Genomic DNA, 14,112 nt, shown 5'->3' with positions numbered 1-14,112 from the left:
TGGCCCCCCGGGCCGCTGCGGAACGCTTGGCGAGCCTGCTCGGCGGCCCAAAAGACTCACGGCTGCGTTCGCAACCGCCGCTGAGGTTCTCGCGAAGCGGTCAGCGGCGACGGCGCCGGCGGCGGATGATGCGGAACGCGAGGCCCAGGACCACTGCCGCGACCGCGACCGGGGCCAGGCGCTTGAGGAGCGGCGCTCCTGCCGTGCCGAGGAGGTCGATGGCCTCGTCCGACGGCGCCGCGCCGCCGGTCACCACCGCGTCCGCCTTGCGCGCCGGCTCTTCCTTCGCCGTGCTGGTGAACGCCGTGTCGTGGCTGCCAGCCGGCGTCACCCGCCAGCTCGCCTTCTCCTCGGCAGTCGCCGACGGCTCGGCCTTCTCCTCACCACCGGATGCCGCGGCCTCCTCTGCCGGTGCCGCCGGCTCCTCCTCGGTGAGCCGCTTCGCGAGGTTGGCCGCGAACTGGTTCAGGATCTTGCCGCCGACCTCGGAGATCAGGCCGCGGCCGAGCTGCGCCGGCTTGCCGGTGACCTTCAGGTCGGTGTCCACCGTGACCGCGGTGGTGTCGCCTTCCGGCTTGAGCACCGCGGCGACCGTCGCCGCGGCGGTGCCGCTGCCGCGCGAGTCCTTGCCGCTGGCGTCGATGACCACCCGGTGGGCGGCCTCGTCGACCTCCTTGAAGGTTCCGGTGCCCTTGTAGAGCAGCGTGACCGGGCCGAGCTTGACCTTGACGGAGCCGGCGAACTCGTTGCCCTCTGCCTTGGTGAGCGTGGCGCCGGGCATGCACGGGGCGACCCGCTCCGGGTCGAGCAGCGCCTTCCACGCCACGTCGACCGGCACCGGAACGCTGAACTGGTGCTGCATCTGCACTGGAGGGTCCTCCTGGTTCGACCGAGCTCGGCTCGAATGAGCCGTCCTTCCTGAAGAAGCTGCGTTTCACAGTCCACCAACAGCTTCCCAGCCGCAGCGGTTGTCCGATACCCCATTCGGATCATCGGGGCCCGGCGCCGAGCGGGGCGGCGGTTTCGCTCGAAACCACCGCCCCGCAATCCGCGCGACCGCCTAGCCGCCCGCCGCGGCGAGCACGGCACGGCCGGTGAGCACTTCGGCGAGGTGCTCGCGGTAGTCGACGTCCGCGCCGGAGTCGGCCGCCGGGCTGGTGCCCTCGGTGGCGTGCCGGGCCGCCGCCCGCACCGCCTCCGCCGTGGCAGGCTGACCGACCAGCGCCTGCTCGACGCCGCGGGCCCGGATCGGCGTCGGCCCCATGTTGGTCAGCCCGATGCGGGCCTCGGCGATCGTTCCGCCGGCCACCCGCACCGCGGCGGCCACGCCGACGATCGACCAGGCCTGGGCGACGCGGTTGAACTTCTCGTAGTGCGCGCTCCACCCCGTCCACTTCGGCATCCGCACCTCGACCAGCAGCTCGTCCGGTTCCAGCGCGGTGGTGAAGTAGTCGACGAAGAACTCCGCGGCGGGCACCACGCGCCGCCCGGACGGCCCGGCCAGCACCATCTCGGCGTCCAGCACCAGCGCCGGGGCCGGCAGGTCGCCGGCCGGGTCGGCGTGCGCCAGCGAGCCGCCGAAGGTGCCGCGGTGGCGGACCTGCGGGTCGGCGACGGTGCGGGTGGCCAGCGCGAGCAGCTTCGCGTGCTGCTGCACCAGCGGATCGCGCATGACGTCGTGGTGCGTGGTCATCGCGCCGATGACCAGTGCGTCGCCGTCCTCGCGCACGCCGCGCAGCTCGGCGATGCGGCCGAGGTCGACGACCGTTCCCGGGTCGGCCAGCCGCATCCGCAGCACCGGCAGCAGGCTTTGCCCGCCGGCCAGCACCTTGGCGTCCTCTCCCGCCGCCGCGAGCGCGGCGACCGCTTCCTCCACAGTGGAGGGTGCGACGTATTCGAACTGGGCGGGAATCACCGGTTGCCTCCCTGTGCGTCCATCGAGCCGAGTCCGCCGCCGGCTTCCGGCGCGGTGGCGCCGCTGCCGCGGGCACCGGTCACGGCCCGCCACACCCGCTGCGGCGAGCACGGCATCTCCACGTCGTCCACGCCCATCGGCCGCAGGGCGTCCACGATCGCGTTCACCACCGCCGGGGTCGAGGCGATGGTGCCCGCCTCGCCGACGCCCTTGACGCCCAGCGCGTTCGACGTCGCGCGGGTTTCGGTGCGGTCGGTGACGAACTCCGGCAGGTCGGAGGCCGACGGGATCAGGTAGTCGGCCAGCGTCCCGGTGGTCAGCGTGCCGGTCTCGTCGTAGACGGCCTCCTCGTACAGCGCCTGCGCGATACCCTGAGCGAGCCCGCCGTGCACCTGGCCCTCGACGATCAGCGGGTTGATCACGCTGCCGATGTCGTCGACGCACACGTACTTGCGGATCTTGACCTGCCCGGTCTCGGTGTCCACTTCGGTCGCGCAGAGGTGGGTGCCGTGCGGGAAGGAGAAGTTCTCCGGGTCGAACGTCGCGTCGGCGTCCAGGCTCGGCTCCACGCCGTCCGGCAGGTCGTGCGCGGCGAAGGCGGCGAGCGCGACCTCGGCCAGCGCGGTGCCCCGGTCGGTGCCGCGGACGCCGAACCGCCCGGACGCGAACTCGACGTCGTCCTCGGCGCATTCCAGCAGGTGCGCCGCGATCTTCTTGGCCTTCTCGACGACCTTGTCCGCGGCGCTGACGACCGCCATGCCGCCGACGGCCAGCGATCGCGACCCGTAGGTGTCCATGCCCTTGGGCGCGACCTGCGTGTCGCCGTGCAGCACCTCGACGTCCTCGAACGCGACGCCGAGCCGGTCGGCCACGATCTGGCTCCACGCCGTCTCGTGCCCCTGCCCGTGCGGCGAGGTGCCCGTGACGACCTCCACCTTCCCGGTCGGCAGCACCCGGATCGACGCGTGCTCCCAGCCGCCGGCGCCGTAGGACAGCGAGCCCAGCACGCGCGACGGCGCCAGCCCGCACATCTCGGTGAACGTCGAGATGCCGATGCCCAGCTGGACGGGATCGCCGGAGCGCCGCCGCTCCTCCTGCTCCGCGCGCAAGGCCTGGTAGCCGAACAGCTCCATCGCCTTGTCGGTGGCGGCCTCGTAGTTGCCGGAGTCGTAGGTCAGCCCGGCGACCGTGTCGTACGGGAACTCCTCGTGCGCGATCCAGTTCTTGCGCCGCAGTTCCATCGGATCCATGCCGAGTTCGGCGGCGAGCTCGTCCATCATCCGCTCGATGGCGAACGTCGCCTCCGGCCGCCCGGCGCCGCGGTAGGCGTCGGTCGGGGTCTTGTTGGTGAACACGTTGGTGCAGCTGAAGTGGTAGGCGGGAATCTTGTAGATCGAGTTGAACATGAACGCGCCCAGGATCGGGATGCCCGGCGTGACCAGCCGCAGGTAGGCGCCCATGTCGGCGAGCAACTCCACCTTCAGCCCGGTGATCTTGCCGTCCCGGGTCGCCGACATCGACAGCTTCTGGATCTGGTCGCGGCCGTGGTGCGCGGAAACCATGGTCTCGGAACGTGATTCGGTCCACTTCACCGGCCGACCCAGCTTGCGGGCGAGCACGAAGGCGATGAACTCCTCCGGCGTCACCTGGAGCTTGCCGCCGAATCCGCCGCCCACGTCCGGCGCGATGACCCGGATCTTCTGCTCCGGCACGCCGAGCGACATCGCCAGCATCAGCCGCAGGATGTGCGGCACCTGGGTGGCCGACCACATGGTGATCTGCTCGCCGGTCGGATCGACGACCACCGAACGCGGCTCCATGAACGCCGGGATCAACCGCTGCTGCCGGAAGGTGCGGTCGACGCGAACTTCCGCGCCGCTCAACGCCTGCGCGACGTCGCCGCCGGTGCCGGCCTCGGCCGAGTCGAACGTCCAGGTGGCGTTGCGGTTGGTGCCCAGTTCGTCGTGCACCAGCGGCGAATCCGCCTGCAGCGCCGATTCCATGTCGAGCACGACCGGCATTTCCGCGTAGTCGATGTCGATGGCATCCAGCGCGTCGCGCGCTTCGGCCGCGCTGCGCGCCGCCACCACCGCCACGGCTTCGCCGGCGAATCGCACGGTGTCCACGGCCATCGGGGGCGCCGCCGGGGCCTTCATGTCCTCGGTGATCGGCCACGCGCACGGCAGGCTGCCCTGCTCGTCGGCGATGTCCCGGCCGGTGATCACCGCCGACACGCCCGGCATCCGGCGCGCCTCGTCGGTGTTGATCGAGGTGATCCGAGCGTGCGCGACGGGGCTGCGCAGGATCGCCAGGTGCAGCGTGCCCATCGGCGTCAGGTTGTCGGTCCAGCGGGTGCGGCCGGTGATCAGCCGCGCGTCCTCCTTGCGCTTGCGGGCGCGCCCGAGTTCGGGTTCCAGGACCGATGTCATGACTGCCGACCTCCCGTCACCTTCGTCTCGACCTGCTCGTCGGCAGGCGTTCGAGGTATCGGGGTGTCTTCGGTGTGCTCGACGGCCGGCCCGGCGCCAGGCTGCATGCGCTGCGACGCGTCGCGGACCGCGCGGACGATGTTCTGGTACCCGGTGCAGCGGCAGAGGTTTCCCTCCATGCCCTCCCGGATCTGCTGGTCGTCGGGATCGTGCACCTCGGCGAGCAGGTCGAGCGCCTGCATGATCATCCCGGGCGTGCAGAACCCGCACTGGAGGGCGTGGTTGTCGTGGAACGCCTGCTGCACGGGGTGCAGCAGGCCGTCCTGGGCGAGCCCCTCGACGGTGGTGACGTCGTGCCCGTCGGCCTGCACCGCGAGCACCGAGCACGATTTCACGCTGTGGCCGTCCATGTGGACGGTGCACGCGCCGCAGTTGCTGGTGTCGCAACCGACGACGGTGCCGACCTTGCCGAGACGTTCGCGGAGGTACTGGACGAGCAGCATGCGCGGCTCGACCTCATCGGTGTAGTGGGTGCCGTCGACGTTGACGGTGATGCGCGGCATTTGGGCGGCCTCCTCGGAGGAACTGGCCCGCGGTGCGCGGACGGTCGGGAACAGACTGCTCCGCCCGGGTGACGGAGGTCACTCCGAGAGCCTGCTACGCCGATCGAACGCGGGCAAGCGCGCTCACGAGTGATGGTGAATCGGTCCCTCGACTTCGGAGAGCCGCACGCCGCGGCCGCCCCAGCGCAGCGCGATCAGCTCGGCCGCGATGGACACCGCCGTTTCCTCCGGGGTCCGCGCGCCCAGGTCGAGGCCGATCGGCGAGGACAGCTTCGCCAGCTCCGCCTCGGTGAGGCCCTGCTCGCGGAGCCTCCGCAGCCGGTCCTCGTGGGTCCTGCGGGAGCCCATCGCGCCGACGTAGCCGAGGTCCTGCCGCAGTGCCGCCTCCAGCACCGGCACGTCGAACTTCGGGTCGTGGGTGAGCACCATGACCGCGGTCCGCTCGTCGAGCCGTCCGGCCTCCGCCTCGGCCTCCAGGTAGCGGTGCGGCCAGTCGACCACCACGTCGTCCACGCCCGGGAACCGGCTGTGCGTGGCGAACACCGGCCGCGCATCGCAGACCGTGACCCGGTAGCCGAGGAAGGCGCCCATCCTGGCCATCGCGGCGGCGAAGTCGATCGCGCCGAACACCAGCATCCGCGGCGGCGGCTCGAAGGAATTCACGAACACCCGCAGCCCCTCGCCGCGGCGCTGACCCTCCGGGCCGTACTCGATGACGCCGCTGCGGCCGCTGGCCAGCATGCCGCGCGCGTCGTCGACGACCGCGTCGTCGATCCGCGTCGACCCGAGGCTGCCGCTGGTGCGCTCGCGCCACACCAGCAGGTGCGAGCCGACCTTGGATTCCTCGGGATGCTCCAGGACGGTGGCGACGGCGACCGGCTCCTCGGCGCGGACCGAGGTGGCGACGGAGTCGAGTTCCGGGAAGGTCTCGCGATCCACCCGCTCCACGAAGACGTCGAGGATCCCGCCGCAGGTCAGGCCGACCGCGAAGGCATCGTCGTCGCTGACGCCGTAGCGCCGCAGGACCGGATCGGCGCCTTCCAGCACGCCGGTGGCCTCCTCGTAGACCGCGCCCTCGACGCAGCCGCCGGAGACGCTGCCGACCGCCTCGCCGCCGGCGGTCACCAGCATCGACGCCCCCGGCGGCCGCGGGGCCGACCGGAACGTCGCGACCACGGTGCCCAGCCCGACGGCCTCGCCCGACTCCCACCGCTTGGTCAACTCGTCCAGCACGTCACGCACAGCGCACCTCCGCTTCCTCCGCGCCTCCCGGCGCTGCACAAATTCCGCCGGAGCCGAGCTCCGGGGGCGCGGCGAACGGGCCGTTCACCGCACCGGGCCACCTGCCTGCGCGCGCAACGACGGCCCGGCCCGAAACCGACGCCGGGCGTTCCCGGTCAGCTCTGCCTGAAACCGACACTTCGCTCCTCCGGCGCCAGCCCCGGCTGGGACAACCGGCGCACCCACGACCACACGTCCTCCAGCGAGCGCAGGCTGTGCCCCGCCACCATCCGGTCAACGTGCGGCATGGCCGCAACAATCCCGGACTGCACCGGCTGGTACCCGTCGTGTCCGGCATGCGGGTTGGCCCAGACCACCGCCCGCGCCAACCGCCGCAACCGCCGCATCTGCTCGCCGAGCTCCGCCGAATCGCCGCGCTCCCAGCCGTCGGAGAACAGCACGACGACGGAACCACGCGCGATGCCCCGCTGCCCCCACCGGTCCAGGAAGACCCGCAGCGTCTCACCGAGCCTGGTGCCACCCGAAAAGTCCGGCACGGCGCGGGAAGCCGCCAGCAGCGCGGCCTCCGGATCGCGCTGCCGGAGCTGCCGGCTCACCCGCGTCATCCGGGTGCCCAACGTGAAAACCTCGGTGCTGGCGGGCGAACGCCGCACCACGACGTGCGCGAACCGCATCAGCGCATCGGCATACGGGCTCATCGAACCCGAAACGTCGATCAGCAACACCACGCGACGCGGCCGCCGAGAACGCTTATGGCGACGCAACCGCAACGGCTCGCCACCGGAGCGCAGCAGCTCCCGGAGCGTCGCGCGCGAACTGAGTGCACCGCGCTTGCTGCGGCGATGCCGCAACGCGGGCCGCGACGGCGGCTCGGGGCGCAGCACCGCGAGCATGCGCCGCAGGTGCTCGCGCTCCGCCACACCGAGCTCCGCGAGGTCACGGCGGCGCAGCACCTCCGCGTCACTGGCGGCGGCGGCAAGCGGCTTGTCCGCGTCGCCGTCCTGATCGCCGCCATCGGCCGCGGAGAGCGCAGCGATCCGCGCCGGACGCGGCAGCGGACGGCCCGGCGACTCGGCGGGCAGCGCAGCGCCGCCGAACCAGCAGCCGAAGGCTGCGTCGTAGCGGGGCACATCGTCCGGCTCGGAGCACAGCGTCAGCCGGCCGGCCCAGTAGACCGCGGAGCGGTCGTCGAGGCCGACGTGCTCGGTGGCGGCGAGGAAGGCCTGGACGCGGGTGGGGCCGCAGGCCATCCCGGAGTGCCGCAGGGCGCGGGCGAAGCCGACCAAGCCGGTCGCGGTGTGCTCCATCGGCCCCTCCTGAACCGTCGGTTTCGGTGGGTCGTGAGTGTTTTGGGTTGCTATAGCGACCCAAAACACTCACGACCCCGTGCGCGACTGCAGATCCTCTCCGCGTCAGGGCGCCACGATGCCCGCGGCGCGGACCCGTTCGGCGTCCTCCCGGTACTTCAGCACCGCGCCCAGCGTGGTCGCGGCGGTCTCCGTGTCCAGTTCGTCATGGTCGAGCGCCTGCAGCGCCTGCGCCCAGTCCAGTGCTTCGGCCACGCCCGGCGGCTTCAGCAGCTCCATCTGCCGCATCCGCTGCACCGCCGCGGCCACCTGCTCCGCCAGCCGGGCGTCCAGGCCCGGCAGGCGGCGCCGCAGGATCGCCACCTCCCGCTCCAGGTCCGGGTGCTCCAGCCAGTGGTAGAGGCAGCGGCGCTTCAGCGCGTCGTGCACCTCGCGGGTCCGGTTGGACGTCAGGATCACGATCGGCGGCTGCGGCGCCCGCACCACTCCGAACTCCGGAATGGTCACCGCGTATTCCGACAGCACTTCAAGCAGGAACGCCTCGAACTCGTCGTCGGCGCGGTCGATCTCGTCGACCAGCAGCACGCAAGGCGACTCCTGCAACGCGCGCAACAACGGCCGCGCCAGCAGGAATCTCGGGGTGTACAGCGAGGATTCGGCGGCGTCGGCGTCCAGCTCGCCTCCGGAAGCCGCCTCCAGCGTGCGCAGGTGCAGCAGTTGGCGCGGGAAATCCCAGTCGTAGAGCGCCTGCGCGGCGTCGATGCCCTCGTGGCACTGCAACCGGATCAGGTCCACCCCGAGCGCGACGGCCAACGCCTGCGCCAGCGCCGTCTTGCCGGTGCCGGGCTCGCCCTCGCACAGCAGCGGGCGACGCATCCGCATCGCCAGGAACGCCGCCGTCGCGATGCCCTCGTCGGGCAGGTACCCGGTGTCGTCCAGCGCAGTCGCGACCTCGGCCGGGGACTTCATGTCGAGCGCGTCATCCACCGCCATGCCGCCGAGCGTATGCGAATCACCGGCCCGAAGGCGATCATCCGATCATCCGGCGAGCAGGGCCCGAACCGCGTCGCCCACTGTGTCAACCTCCAAGGCGGGGATCGGCTCGCCGCGCACCAGGTACCGCCGCACCACGGCGTAGGGCAGGTCGACCACCGCGAGCAGGACTCGGGACCGCCCGCGCTCGTCGGTCGTCCCGAGCCGCCGAGCCAGGTCGGCCAGGGCCTTCTCCAGCCGCGCGTTGCCCGCGGCCAAGCGTTCGCGGGCCGCCCCGGGCCATTCCGACAGCCCGAAGTCCCCAGGCCCGGCGAGCAGCACCCGCGCCTCGTCCGGGTGCTCGCGGCACCACTCGACCGCGTGGCGCGCCATCGCGACGCCGGCGTCCTCCGGCGGTCCGTCGAGCACCGCGAACACGCCTTCCTGGAACCGAGTCACGGTGCGCAGCCACAGCGCCGACAGCAGCGCGGTCCGGTCCGGGAAGCGGTGGTAGACCGAGCCGCTCGGGGCGCCCGCCGCCCGTGCGACCGCAGCCATCGTCACCCCTCGCGGCCCGGTTTCGGCGGCGAGCGAGACGGCGGCGTCGAGGAGTCGGTCGGCATCGTGCCGGGCGGGCCTACCCATGTATTGGAGGATATGCTCCAATACCATTGTAGAGAGAACCCTCTAAAACGGGAGGACCGCGATGGCCATCCGGAATCTGCACGTCAGGCGGCTACCGGTCGACGAGGACGCCGCCGGAGCATTGATTGACTCGCTGGCGAGCCCGCACGACGAGCTGTGGCCGCACGACAGGTGGCCGGCGATGCGGTTCGACCGGCCGCTCGGCGTGGGCGCCACCGGCGGCCACGGGCCGATCCGCTACCAGGTCGTCGCCTACGTGCCCGGCCGCTGGATCCGGTTCCGCTTCACCGCGCCGCGCGGCTTCGACGGGATCCACGAATTCACCGTGCACCGCGAATCCGACGGCACCTCGCTGCACCACCTGCTGTCCATGCACGCCCGAGGCCCGGCGCGAATCACCTGGCCGATCCTCTGGCGGCCACTGCATGACGCGGCGCTCGAAGACAGCCTCGACCGCGCCGAGCGGAACACCACCGGCACCGTCCGCGCACCGGCTCGCTGGTCGTGGTTGGTGCGCTTGCTCGTATCCGTAGGATCGCGGAGGTTTCGGAGGGTGGTGCATGAGCCGGTTCAGCGGGTTCCCCGCACACGTTGAGACGCACGTCGGCCGGGTCCGCGGCGCCGACAGCCGGGAGGCGGGCGGGCGCGATCGGGGCTACCACCTCGTCTACTGCGACCACCCGGACGGCGCGCACGTCTCGGTGCTGACCAGCGGCCTGCGCGAGCGCACGGCTGGAGCGCCGCTGCCGCAGGAGCTCGTGTGCACCTTGCAGGCGGAGCAGGAGATCTACGCGCGGCACCTGACCGGCGTGATCGCCGAGCTGCTGACCGAGAGCAACAGCCGGGTCGGCTACGGCGCGCTCATCATGAACGACCGGATCCTGTTGCCGGACACCGAGATCTGCGGTGCGCTCGCCGCGCCGCACCCCTACCTCGGCGACTCGTTCGACGTCCTGCTCGACGAGGCGGGCGAGCCGGTGCTCCAGCTGATCACGCTGGTCCCGATCACCCGCGACGAGGCCCAGCTGGTGGCCCGCTACGGCCGGGACGCGCTGTACGACTGCTGGGAGCGGCACAGCTCCAACCTGCTCGACATCCACCGCCCCTCCGCCGCCTGACCTCCAGCGCCAAAGAACCGGCACCTCAGGGGCCGATGGTGGACGAATCCGGGTCGGGTCGGGGTTGTACCCCGAGGCCTCCAGCCCCTCCGGGGCTCAGGCTGGAGGCATGACCGAGAACTTCTCCACCACCGGCAGCACCCAGACCACCGCCCCCACCGAGTCTCCGGTGCGGAAGTTCCGCCGCAGCCGGGAAGACGCCATGATCGCCGGGGTCTGCTCCGGCACCGCCCAGGGGCTCAACGTGGACGCCACGATCCTCCGCGTCCTACTGGTCGCCGCCACGCTGCTCGGCTTCGGCGCCGGCATCGTCATCTACCTCGTCTGCTGGGTCCTCGTCCCGCAGGAGTGACCGGCGCTCGACGTCACCGGATGCCGGGCGCCTGTTCGATGAACGTGTCGAGCACGCCGTCGGCGACCAGCGCCTGCCCCTGGGGCCGGACCTCGCCGGGCAAGGTGCGGATCTGCCTGGCCCGGTCGGCGAGCTGCCGCGCCGTGGCGAAGTGCTCGAAGGTGCTCCCCTCGTCGCCGTTCGCCCGCGCCCGCAGACCGTCCACAGTGGCCACCAGCGCGTCGCCCCAGAGATCGGTCGCCGTCAGCCACGGCTTCGCGTCGACGACGAAGTCCGCCGGCGCGCCCTGCCCGATCCGCTCCGGCGCATCCGCGATCGCCTGCGCGTAGCCGCGCAGCGCTTCCACCGCGCCCGCGCGGTCGCCGCTCTCCCAGCCCGCGCGGAACTCCTGGATCCGCCGCGCCAACTCCGGCGCCGGCGGCAGCCACGGCCGGCCGCTGGGCAGCGGCGCCATGTGCTCCAGGTCGAAGAACACCATCAGCGCGTCGGCCGTCGCCGGGTCGGCAACCAGCCCCGGCTCGCCGGCCGCCCGCTTCCCGGCCAGGTACTCGGCCGCCGCCCGCCAGGCCCGCTGCGGGTCGAAAGCCGTGTCGTTCCACGCGAAATCGGCCGCACCGAGCTCCACGACCTTGCTCGCCGCCGCCAGGTTCATCGGGTTCGACACGTCGCCCACGAGCTGCCCGCTCAATCCCTGCTCGCGCTTCTCGTACGGGCCGAGCAGCAACCGCCCGACGGAGCCGTCGAAGTCGTTCACCGGGTAGTTGTCCCACAGGAAAAGCCTGCGACCCCAGACCTTCTCGGCCTGCTGCGCGTCGGAAACCGTGATCTGGCGCGGAATCACGCCGTCGCCGGTCCACATCACCAGCACGCGCGGGTCCAGCGCCGTGCGGATCGCCGTCTTGTAAGCCGAATCCTCCACGTCGGAGTACTCGGTCGGCACGAACTGCAGCGGCGCCACGCCGGGATGGGTGTCGACGAACTCGCGCTGCACGCGGTTCAGCAGCTCCGCCTGCGCCCGCCCTGCCGCGCCCTCGGACGGCGTGCCGTACTTCGCCTGGTCGCCCGCGCAGTTCCAGCGGGTGTAGGAGATGTCGTCCAGCGGCACGGAGAAGTCGCGCACGCCCTCGTCGTACACCGTCTGCAGCTTCGCCAGCAGCGCGCGGAAGTCCGCGTCGTCGCTGTAGCAGATCGAGGTGCCCGGGGAGAGCGCGAAGGTGAACTTCACGTGGTGCGCCTTGGCCTGCTGGATCAGCTGCTTCACCTGGGCGAGATCGTCGGCCGGGTACGCCTCGCGCCACTTCTCCCGGTGGTACGGGTCGTCCTTGGGCGCGTAGATGTAGGTGTTCATCTTGACGTCGCCGTAGAAGGCCAGCTGGTCCATGCGCTCGGCGTGCGTCCAAGGCGGGCCGTAGAAGCCTTCGACGGTGCCGCGCAGCGGCATGGCCGGGTGATCCACGATGCCGACCCCGGCCAGGCGGCCCGGCGAGGCGATCTGCCGCAGCGTCTGCACGCCGTAGTAGGCGCCGGCCGCATCGGAGGCGCCGATGAACAGGACCGGGCTGTTGCCGCCGCGGCCGGCCAGCACGTAGCCCTCGGGCGGCAGCGGCGCGGGCGCGGCGAAGCCCAGCTCCTGCAGGCCCTTCACCACCGAAGGCGAAGTCCGCTCGCCGATGCGGATGCTCAGCACGGCCCCCTCGGACGGCGGGCCGGGTTCGCGCACCACTACGTCGCTGGCCCCGGCGAGCCGCAGCACCTGGGACGCGAGGTCGCGGGTGGGCTGGTCGACGAGCGGATCGACAACCAGCTCGACCTTGCCCTGAACCGGGATGTCGTCGCCGAGCCGCTGCATCTCCTGCGGCTGCGGGGTGACCTGCGGCAGCCCGGTCGCGGGTAGCGACTGCGGCGGTGGCGCGGTCGGCGTCGGCGCCTGCGGCGTGGTGTTCGTGCAGCCCGCCAACACCGCACACACGAGCGTCGCGACCACTGCCGGCCGCCGGACGTTTCGACCGAGCATGACCCCTACCTCACCTGGACTGCCACCGGCCCACAGGACATCACACGCCGCTGTCGGCCGCCGCCGCACCCGTGACTGGACGTGTCGAAATCATTCGTGTTAAAAATGATTTGTGAACCGAATAATATCCGATGGGTGCCGATAGCCATGAACACCCAGCAAGCCCCGTCCCGGCAGGTCGGCCCGCCGCTGCTGATCGTCGGAATCGTCTTCGTCGCGCTGTTCCTCGCCGGCCTTGTCGTCTCGACCGCGCTGGCGGGCGGCGTGACCTACCCGAGCCCCTTCGAAGCTCCGGAGATCGTCGAGCGCTACCTCTCGGCGCACGGCGAGGCGGCGGCGGTAGCCGGGTTCTTCCAGCTCGCCTCGGCCTTCCCGCTGCTGGTGTTCACAGCGACCGCGGTGCACCGCCTGCGCGCCACCGGCGCATCCGTGCCCGGCACCTACATCGCGCTCGTGGGCGGCGTGCTCAGCGCGGGATTCACGATGCTCAGCGGGCTGTTCCAGTGGGCCGTCTCACGCCCGGTCGTGCTGAGCAGCCCGGACGCGATGCACCTGGCCCACCAGGTGTCCTTCGGCCTCGGCGGGCCGGCCTACGCGGCGACCTTCGGGCTGCTGGCGGCCGGGCTCTCGGTGCCGGTGCTCATCATGCGGCGCGGGCCGCGCTGGATCGGCTGGCTCGGCCTGGTCGTCGCGGCGTTCGGCGTGCTGTCCACGCTGACGCTGGTCGCACCGGCCTTCACCTACCTGATCCCGCTGACCCGGTTCCCCGGTTTCGTCTGGCTGATCGCGATGGCCGCGACGCTCAGGAGATGAGCTCGCGCCAGCTGCGCACCCGCTCCGCCCGCACCGATCCGTCGACGCGGGCGCCGGTGCCGATGTGGAAGGCGCGGGCCCCGGCGGCCCGCAGGTCTGCGACGTGCTCCTGGCGCAGGCCGCCGCCGACGAGCAGCGCCACGCCGTCGATGTCCTGCCGCGCGGCGAGTTCGCGCAGGTCGGCAAGGCCATCGTCGACGCCGCCGGGGGCACCGGCGGTGAGCACGGTGTCCGGGCCGAGCGACACCGCGTGGTCCCAGGCGAGCCGGTAGTCGGCGGCGTGGTCGACCGCGCGGTGGAAGGTCCACGGGCAACCGTCGAGCTCGGCGACCACATCTCGGGTCGCGCCGACGTCGATCTGGCCGTAGGCGTCGAGGAACCCGAGCACGAACTCCCGCGCCCCGGCCTCCCGCAGCTCGCCCACCCGCCGCCGCAGCGCCTCGACATCGGCGGCGAAGTCGGGCGTATCGCGCACCATGACCCGCACCGGCAGGTCTGTCGCCGCGAGCACGCTGCGCACGGTCGCCGACTCCGGCGTGAGCCCGTCAGCGGCCAGATCCCGCACCAGCTCCAGCCGATCGGCGCCACCGGCCTGAGCGGCCTCGGCCTCGGCGGCGTCCAACACGATCACTTCCAGCAGCGCTCCCACACCCGCAGGGTAGCCACACCTCCAGGCCGCGACGTTCCCGCAGGCACGGGGCCGTGAGTCTTTTGGGCTGCTATAGCGACCCAAAAGACTCAC

The 14,112-nt window shown here is 72.0% G+C and carries 14 protein-coding genes; 4 read left to right on the top strand and 10 right to left on the bottom strand.

Annotated elements, in window-relative coordinates; genetic code table 11:
* Positions 1 to 100: 100 nt before the first annotated feature.
* The 8 genes from AB0I53_RS41905 to AB0I53_RS41870 form a co-directional block, all read right to left on the bottom strand.
* Positions 101 to 868 carry an SRPBCC family protein gene (locus AB0I53_RS41905; RefSeq protein WP_358614793.1) on the bottom strand — a complete coding sequence of 256 codons (768 nt, stop codon included), beginning with the start codon at positions 866 to 868 and terminating at the stop codon, positions 101 to 103.
* 192 nt (positions 869 to 1,060) lie between these two features.
* Positions 1,061 to 1,915, bottom strand: a complete 855-nt coding sequence (locus AB0I53_RS41900; protein ID WP_358614791.1) for a xanthine dehydrogenase family protein subunit M — start codon at positions 1,913 to 1,915, stop codon at positions 1,061 to 1,063.
* Complete coding sequence (locus AB0I53_RS41895; protein ID WP_358614790.1) at positions 1,912 to 4,344, bottom strand: xanthine dehydrogenase family protein molybdopterin-binding subunit; 2,433 nt, start codon at positions 4,342 to 4,344, stop codon at positions 1,912 to 1,914. Before AB0I53_RS41895 ends, AB0I53_RS41900 begins: the two co-directional genes overlap by 4 nt.
* On the bottom strand, positions 4,341 to 4,907 hold the full coding sequence (locus AB0I53_RS41890) for a (2Fe-2S)-binding protein (RefSeq protein ID WP_358614788.1): 567 nt from the start codon (positions 4,905 to 4,907) through the stop codon (positions 4,341 to 4,343). Before AB0I53_RS41890 ends, AB0I53_RS41895 begins: the two co-directional genes overlap by 4 nt.
* A gap of 123 nt (positions 4,908 to 5,030) precedes the next feature.
* On the bottom strand, positions 5,031 to 6,149 hold the full coding sequence (locus AB0I53_RS41885; protein WP_358614786.1) for an XdhC/CoxI family protein: 1,119 nt from the start codon (positions 6,147 to 6,149) through the stop codon (positions 5,031 to 5,033).
* 155 nt (positions 6,150 to 6,304) lie between these two features.
* Positions 6,305 to 7,456 (bottom strand): VWA domain-containing protein, encoded by a 1,152-nt coding sequence (locus AB0I53_RS41880; protein WP_358614784.1) that lies wholly within the window; start codon positions 7,454 to 7,456, stop codon positions 6,305 to 6,307.
* A gap of 105 nt (positions 7,457 to 7,561) precedes the next feature.
* Positions 7,562 to 8,449 (bottom strand): MoxR family ATPase, encoded by an 888-nt coding sequence (locus tag AB0I53_RS41875; protein ID WP_358614782.1) that lies wholly within the window; start codon positions 8,447 to 8,449, stop codon positions 7,562 to 7,564.
* Positions 8,450 to 8,494: 45 nt separating this feature from the next.
* Entirely contained in the window at positions 8,495 to 9,073 is a 579-nt protein-coding gene (locus AB0I53_RS41870) for a TetR/AcrR family transcriptional regulator (RefSeq protein ID WP_358614780.1), read from the bottom strand.
* 61 nt (positions 9,074 to 9,134) lie between these two features.
* Here AB0I53_RS41870 and AB0I53_RS41865 point away from each other — a divergent pair, with 61 nt between their 5' ends.
* From AB0I53_RS41865 to AB0I53_RS41855, 3 genes are all read left to right on the top strand, one after another.
* Positions 9,135 to 9,668 (top strand): SRPBCC family protein, encoded by a 534-nt coding sequence (locus AB0I53_RS41865; protein WP_358614778.1) that lies wholly within the window; start codon positions 9,135 to 9,137, stop codon positions 9,666 to 9,668.
* The gene (locus AB0I53_RS41860; RefSeq protein ID WP_358614776.1) at positions 9,634 to 10,191 is read left to right on the top strand and encodes a suppressor of fused domain protein; all 558 of its coding nucleotides are present in this window, start codon (positions 9,634 to 9,636) and stop codon (positions 10,189 to 10,191) included. Before AB0I53_RS41865 ends, AB0I53_RS41860 begins: the two co-directional genes overlap by 35 nt.
* Positions 10,192 to 10,300: 109 nt before the next feature.
* A complete protein-coding gene (locus tag AB0I53_RS41855; protein WP_358614774.1) occupies positions 10,301 to 10,543 on the top strand; it encodes a PspC domain-containing protein in 243 nt (80 codons plus the stop codon).
* 13 nt (positions 10,544 to 10,556) lie between these two features.
* Here AB0I53_RS41855 and AB0I53_RS41850 read toward each other — a convergent pair whose 3' ends face one another.
* Entirely contained in the window at positions 10,557 to 12,557 is a 2,001-nt protein-coding gene (locus tag AB0I53_RS41850) for a beta-N-acetylglucosaminidase domain-containing protein (protein WP_358614772.1), read from the bottom strand.
* 147 nt (positions 12,558 to 12,704) lie between these two features.
* Between AB0I53_RS41850 and AB0I53_RS41845 the strand changes: the two genes are divergently transcribed.
* Positions 12,705 to 13,370, top strand: a complete 666-nt coding sequence (locus tag AB0I53_RS41845; RefSeq protein ID WP_358614770.1) for a hypothetical protein — start codon at positions 12,705 to 12,707, stop codon at positions 13,368 to 13,370.
* Here the strand turns inward: AB0I53_RS41845 and AB0I53_RS41840 are convergent.
* Complete coding sequence (locus tag AB0I53_RS41840; protein WP_358614768.1) at positions 13,360 to 14,019, bottom strand: copper homeostasis protein CutC; 660 nt, start codon at positions 14,017 to 14,019, stop codon at positions 13,360 to 13,362. The genes AB0I53_RS41845 and AB0I53_RS41840 overlap by 11 nt on opposite strands.
* Positions 14,020 to 14,112: the final 93 nt, after the last annotated feature.

This window comes from Saccharopolyspora sp. NPDC050389 (genome assembly GCF_040655595.1).
Classification (GTDB): domain Bacteria; phylum Actinomycetota; class Actinomycetes; order Mycobacteriales; family Pseudonocardiaceae; genus Saccharopolyspora.
The sequence above is the reverse complement of the archived record's forward strand: the minus strand, read 5'-3'. Positions and strand labels throughout refer to the sequence as shown.

Excerpts from the sequence above, each read along its gene's own strand:
- AB0I53_RS41895 (WP_358614790.1), bottom strand. The coding sequence starts at position 4,344 with ATGACATCGGTCCTGGAACCCGAACTCGGGCGCGCCCGCAAGCGCAAG.
- AB0I53_RS41890 (WP_358614788.1), bottom strand. The coding sequence starts at position 4,907 with ATGCCGCGCATCACCGTCAACGTCGACGGCACCCACTACACCGATGAG.
- AB0I53_RS41880 (WP_358614784.1), bottom strand. The coding sequence starts at position 7,456 with ATGGAGCACACCGCGACCGGCTTGGTCGGCTTCGCCCGCGCCCTGCGG.
- AB0I53_RS41875 (WP_358614782.1), bottom strand. The coding sequence starts at position 8,449 with ATGGCGGTGGATGACGCGCTCGACATGAAGTCCCCGGCCGAGGTCGCG.
- AB0I53_RS41870 (WP_358614780.1), bottom strand. The coding sequence starts at position 9,073 with ATGGGTAGGCCCGCCCGGCACGATGCCGACCGACTCCTCGACGCCGCC.
- AB0I53_RS41865 (WP_358614778.1), top strand. The coding sequence starts at position 9,135 with ATGGCCATCCGGAATCTGCACGTCAGGCGGCTACCGGTCGACGAGGAC.
- AB0I53_RS41860 (WP_358614776.1), top strand. The coding sequence starts at position 9,634 with ATGAGCCGGTTCAGCGGGTTCCCCGCACACGTTGAGACGCACGTCGGC.
- AB0I53_RS41855 (WP_358614774.1), top strand. The coding sequence starts at position 10,301 with ATGACCGAGAACTTCTCCACCACCGGCAGCACCCAGACCACCGCCCCC.
- AB0I53_RS41850 (WP_358614772.1), bottom strand. The coding sequence starts at position 12,557 with ATGCTCGGTCGAAACGTCCGGCGGCCGGCAGTGGTCGCGACGCTCGTG.
- AB0I53_RS41845 (WP_358614770.1), top strand. The coding sequence starts at position 12,705 with ATGAACACCCAGCAAGCCCCGTCCCGGCAGGTCGGCCCGCCGCTGCTG.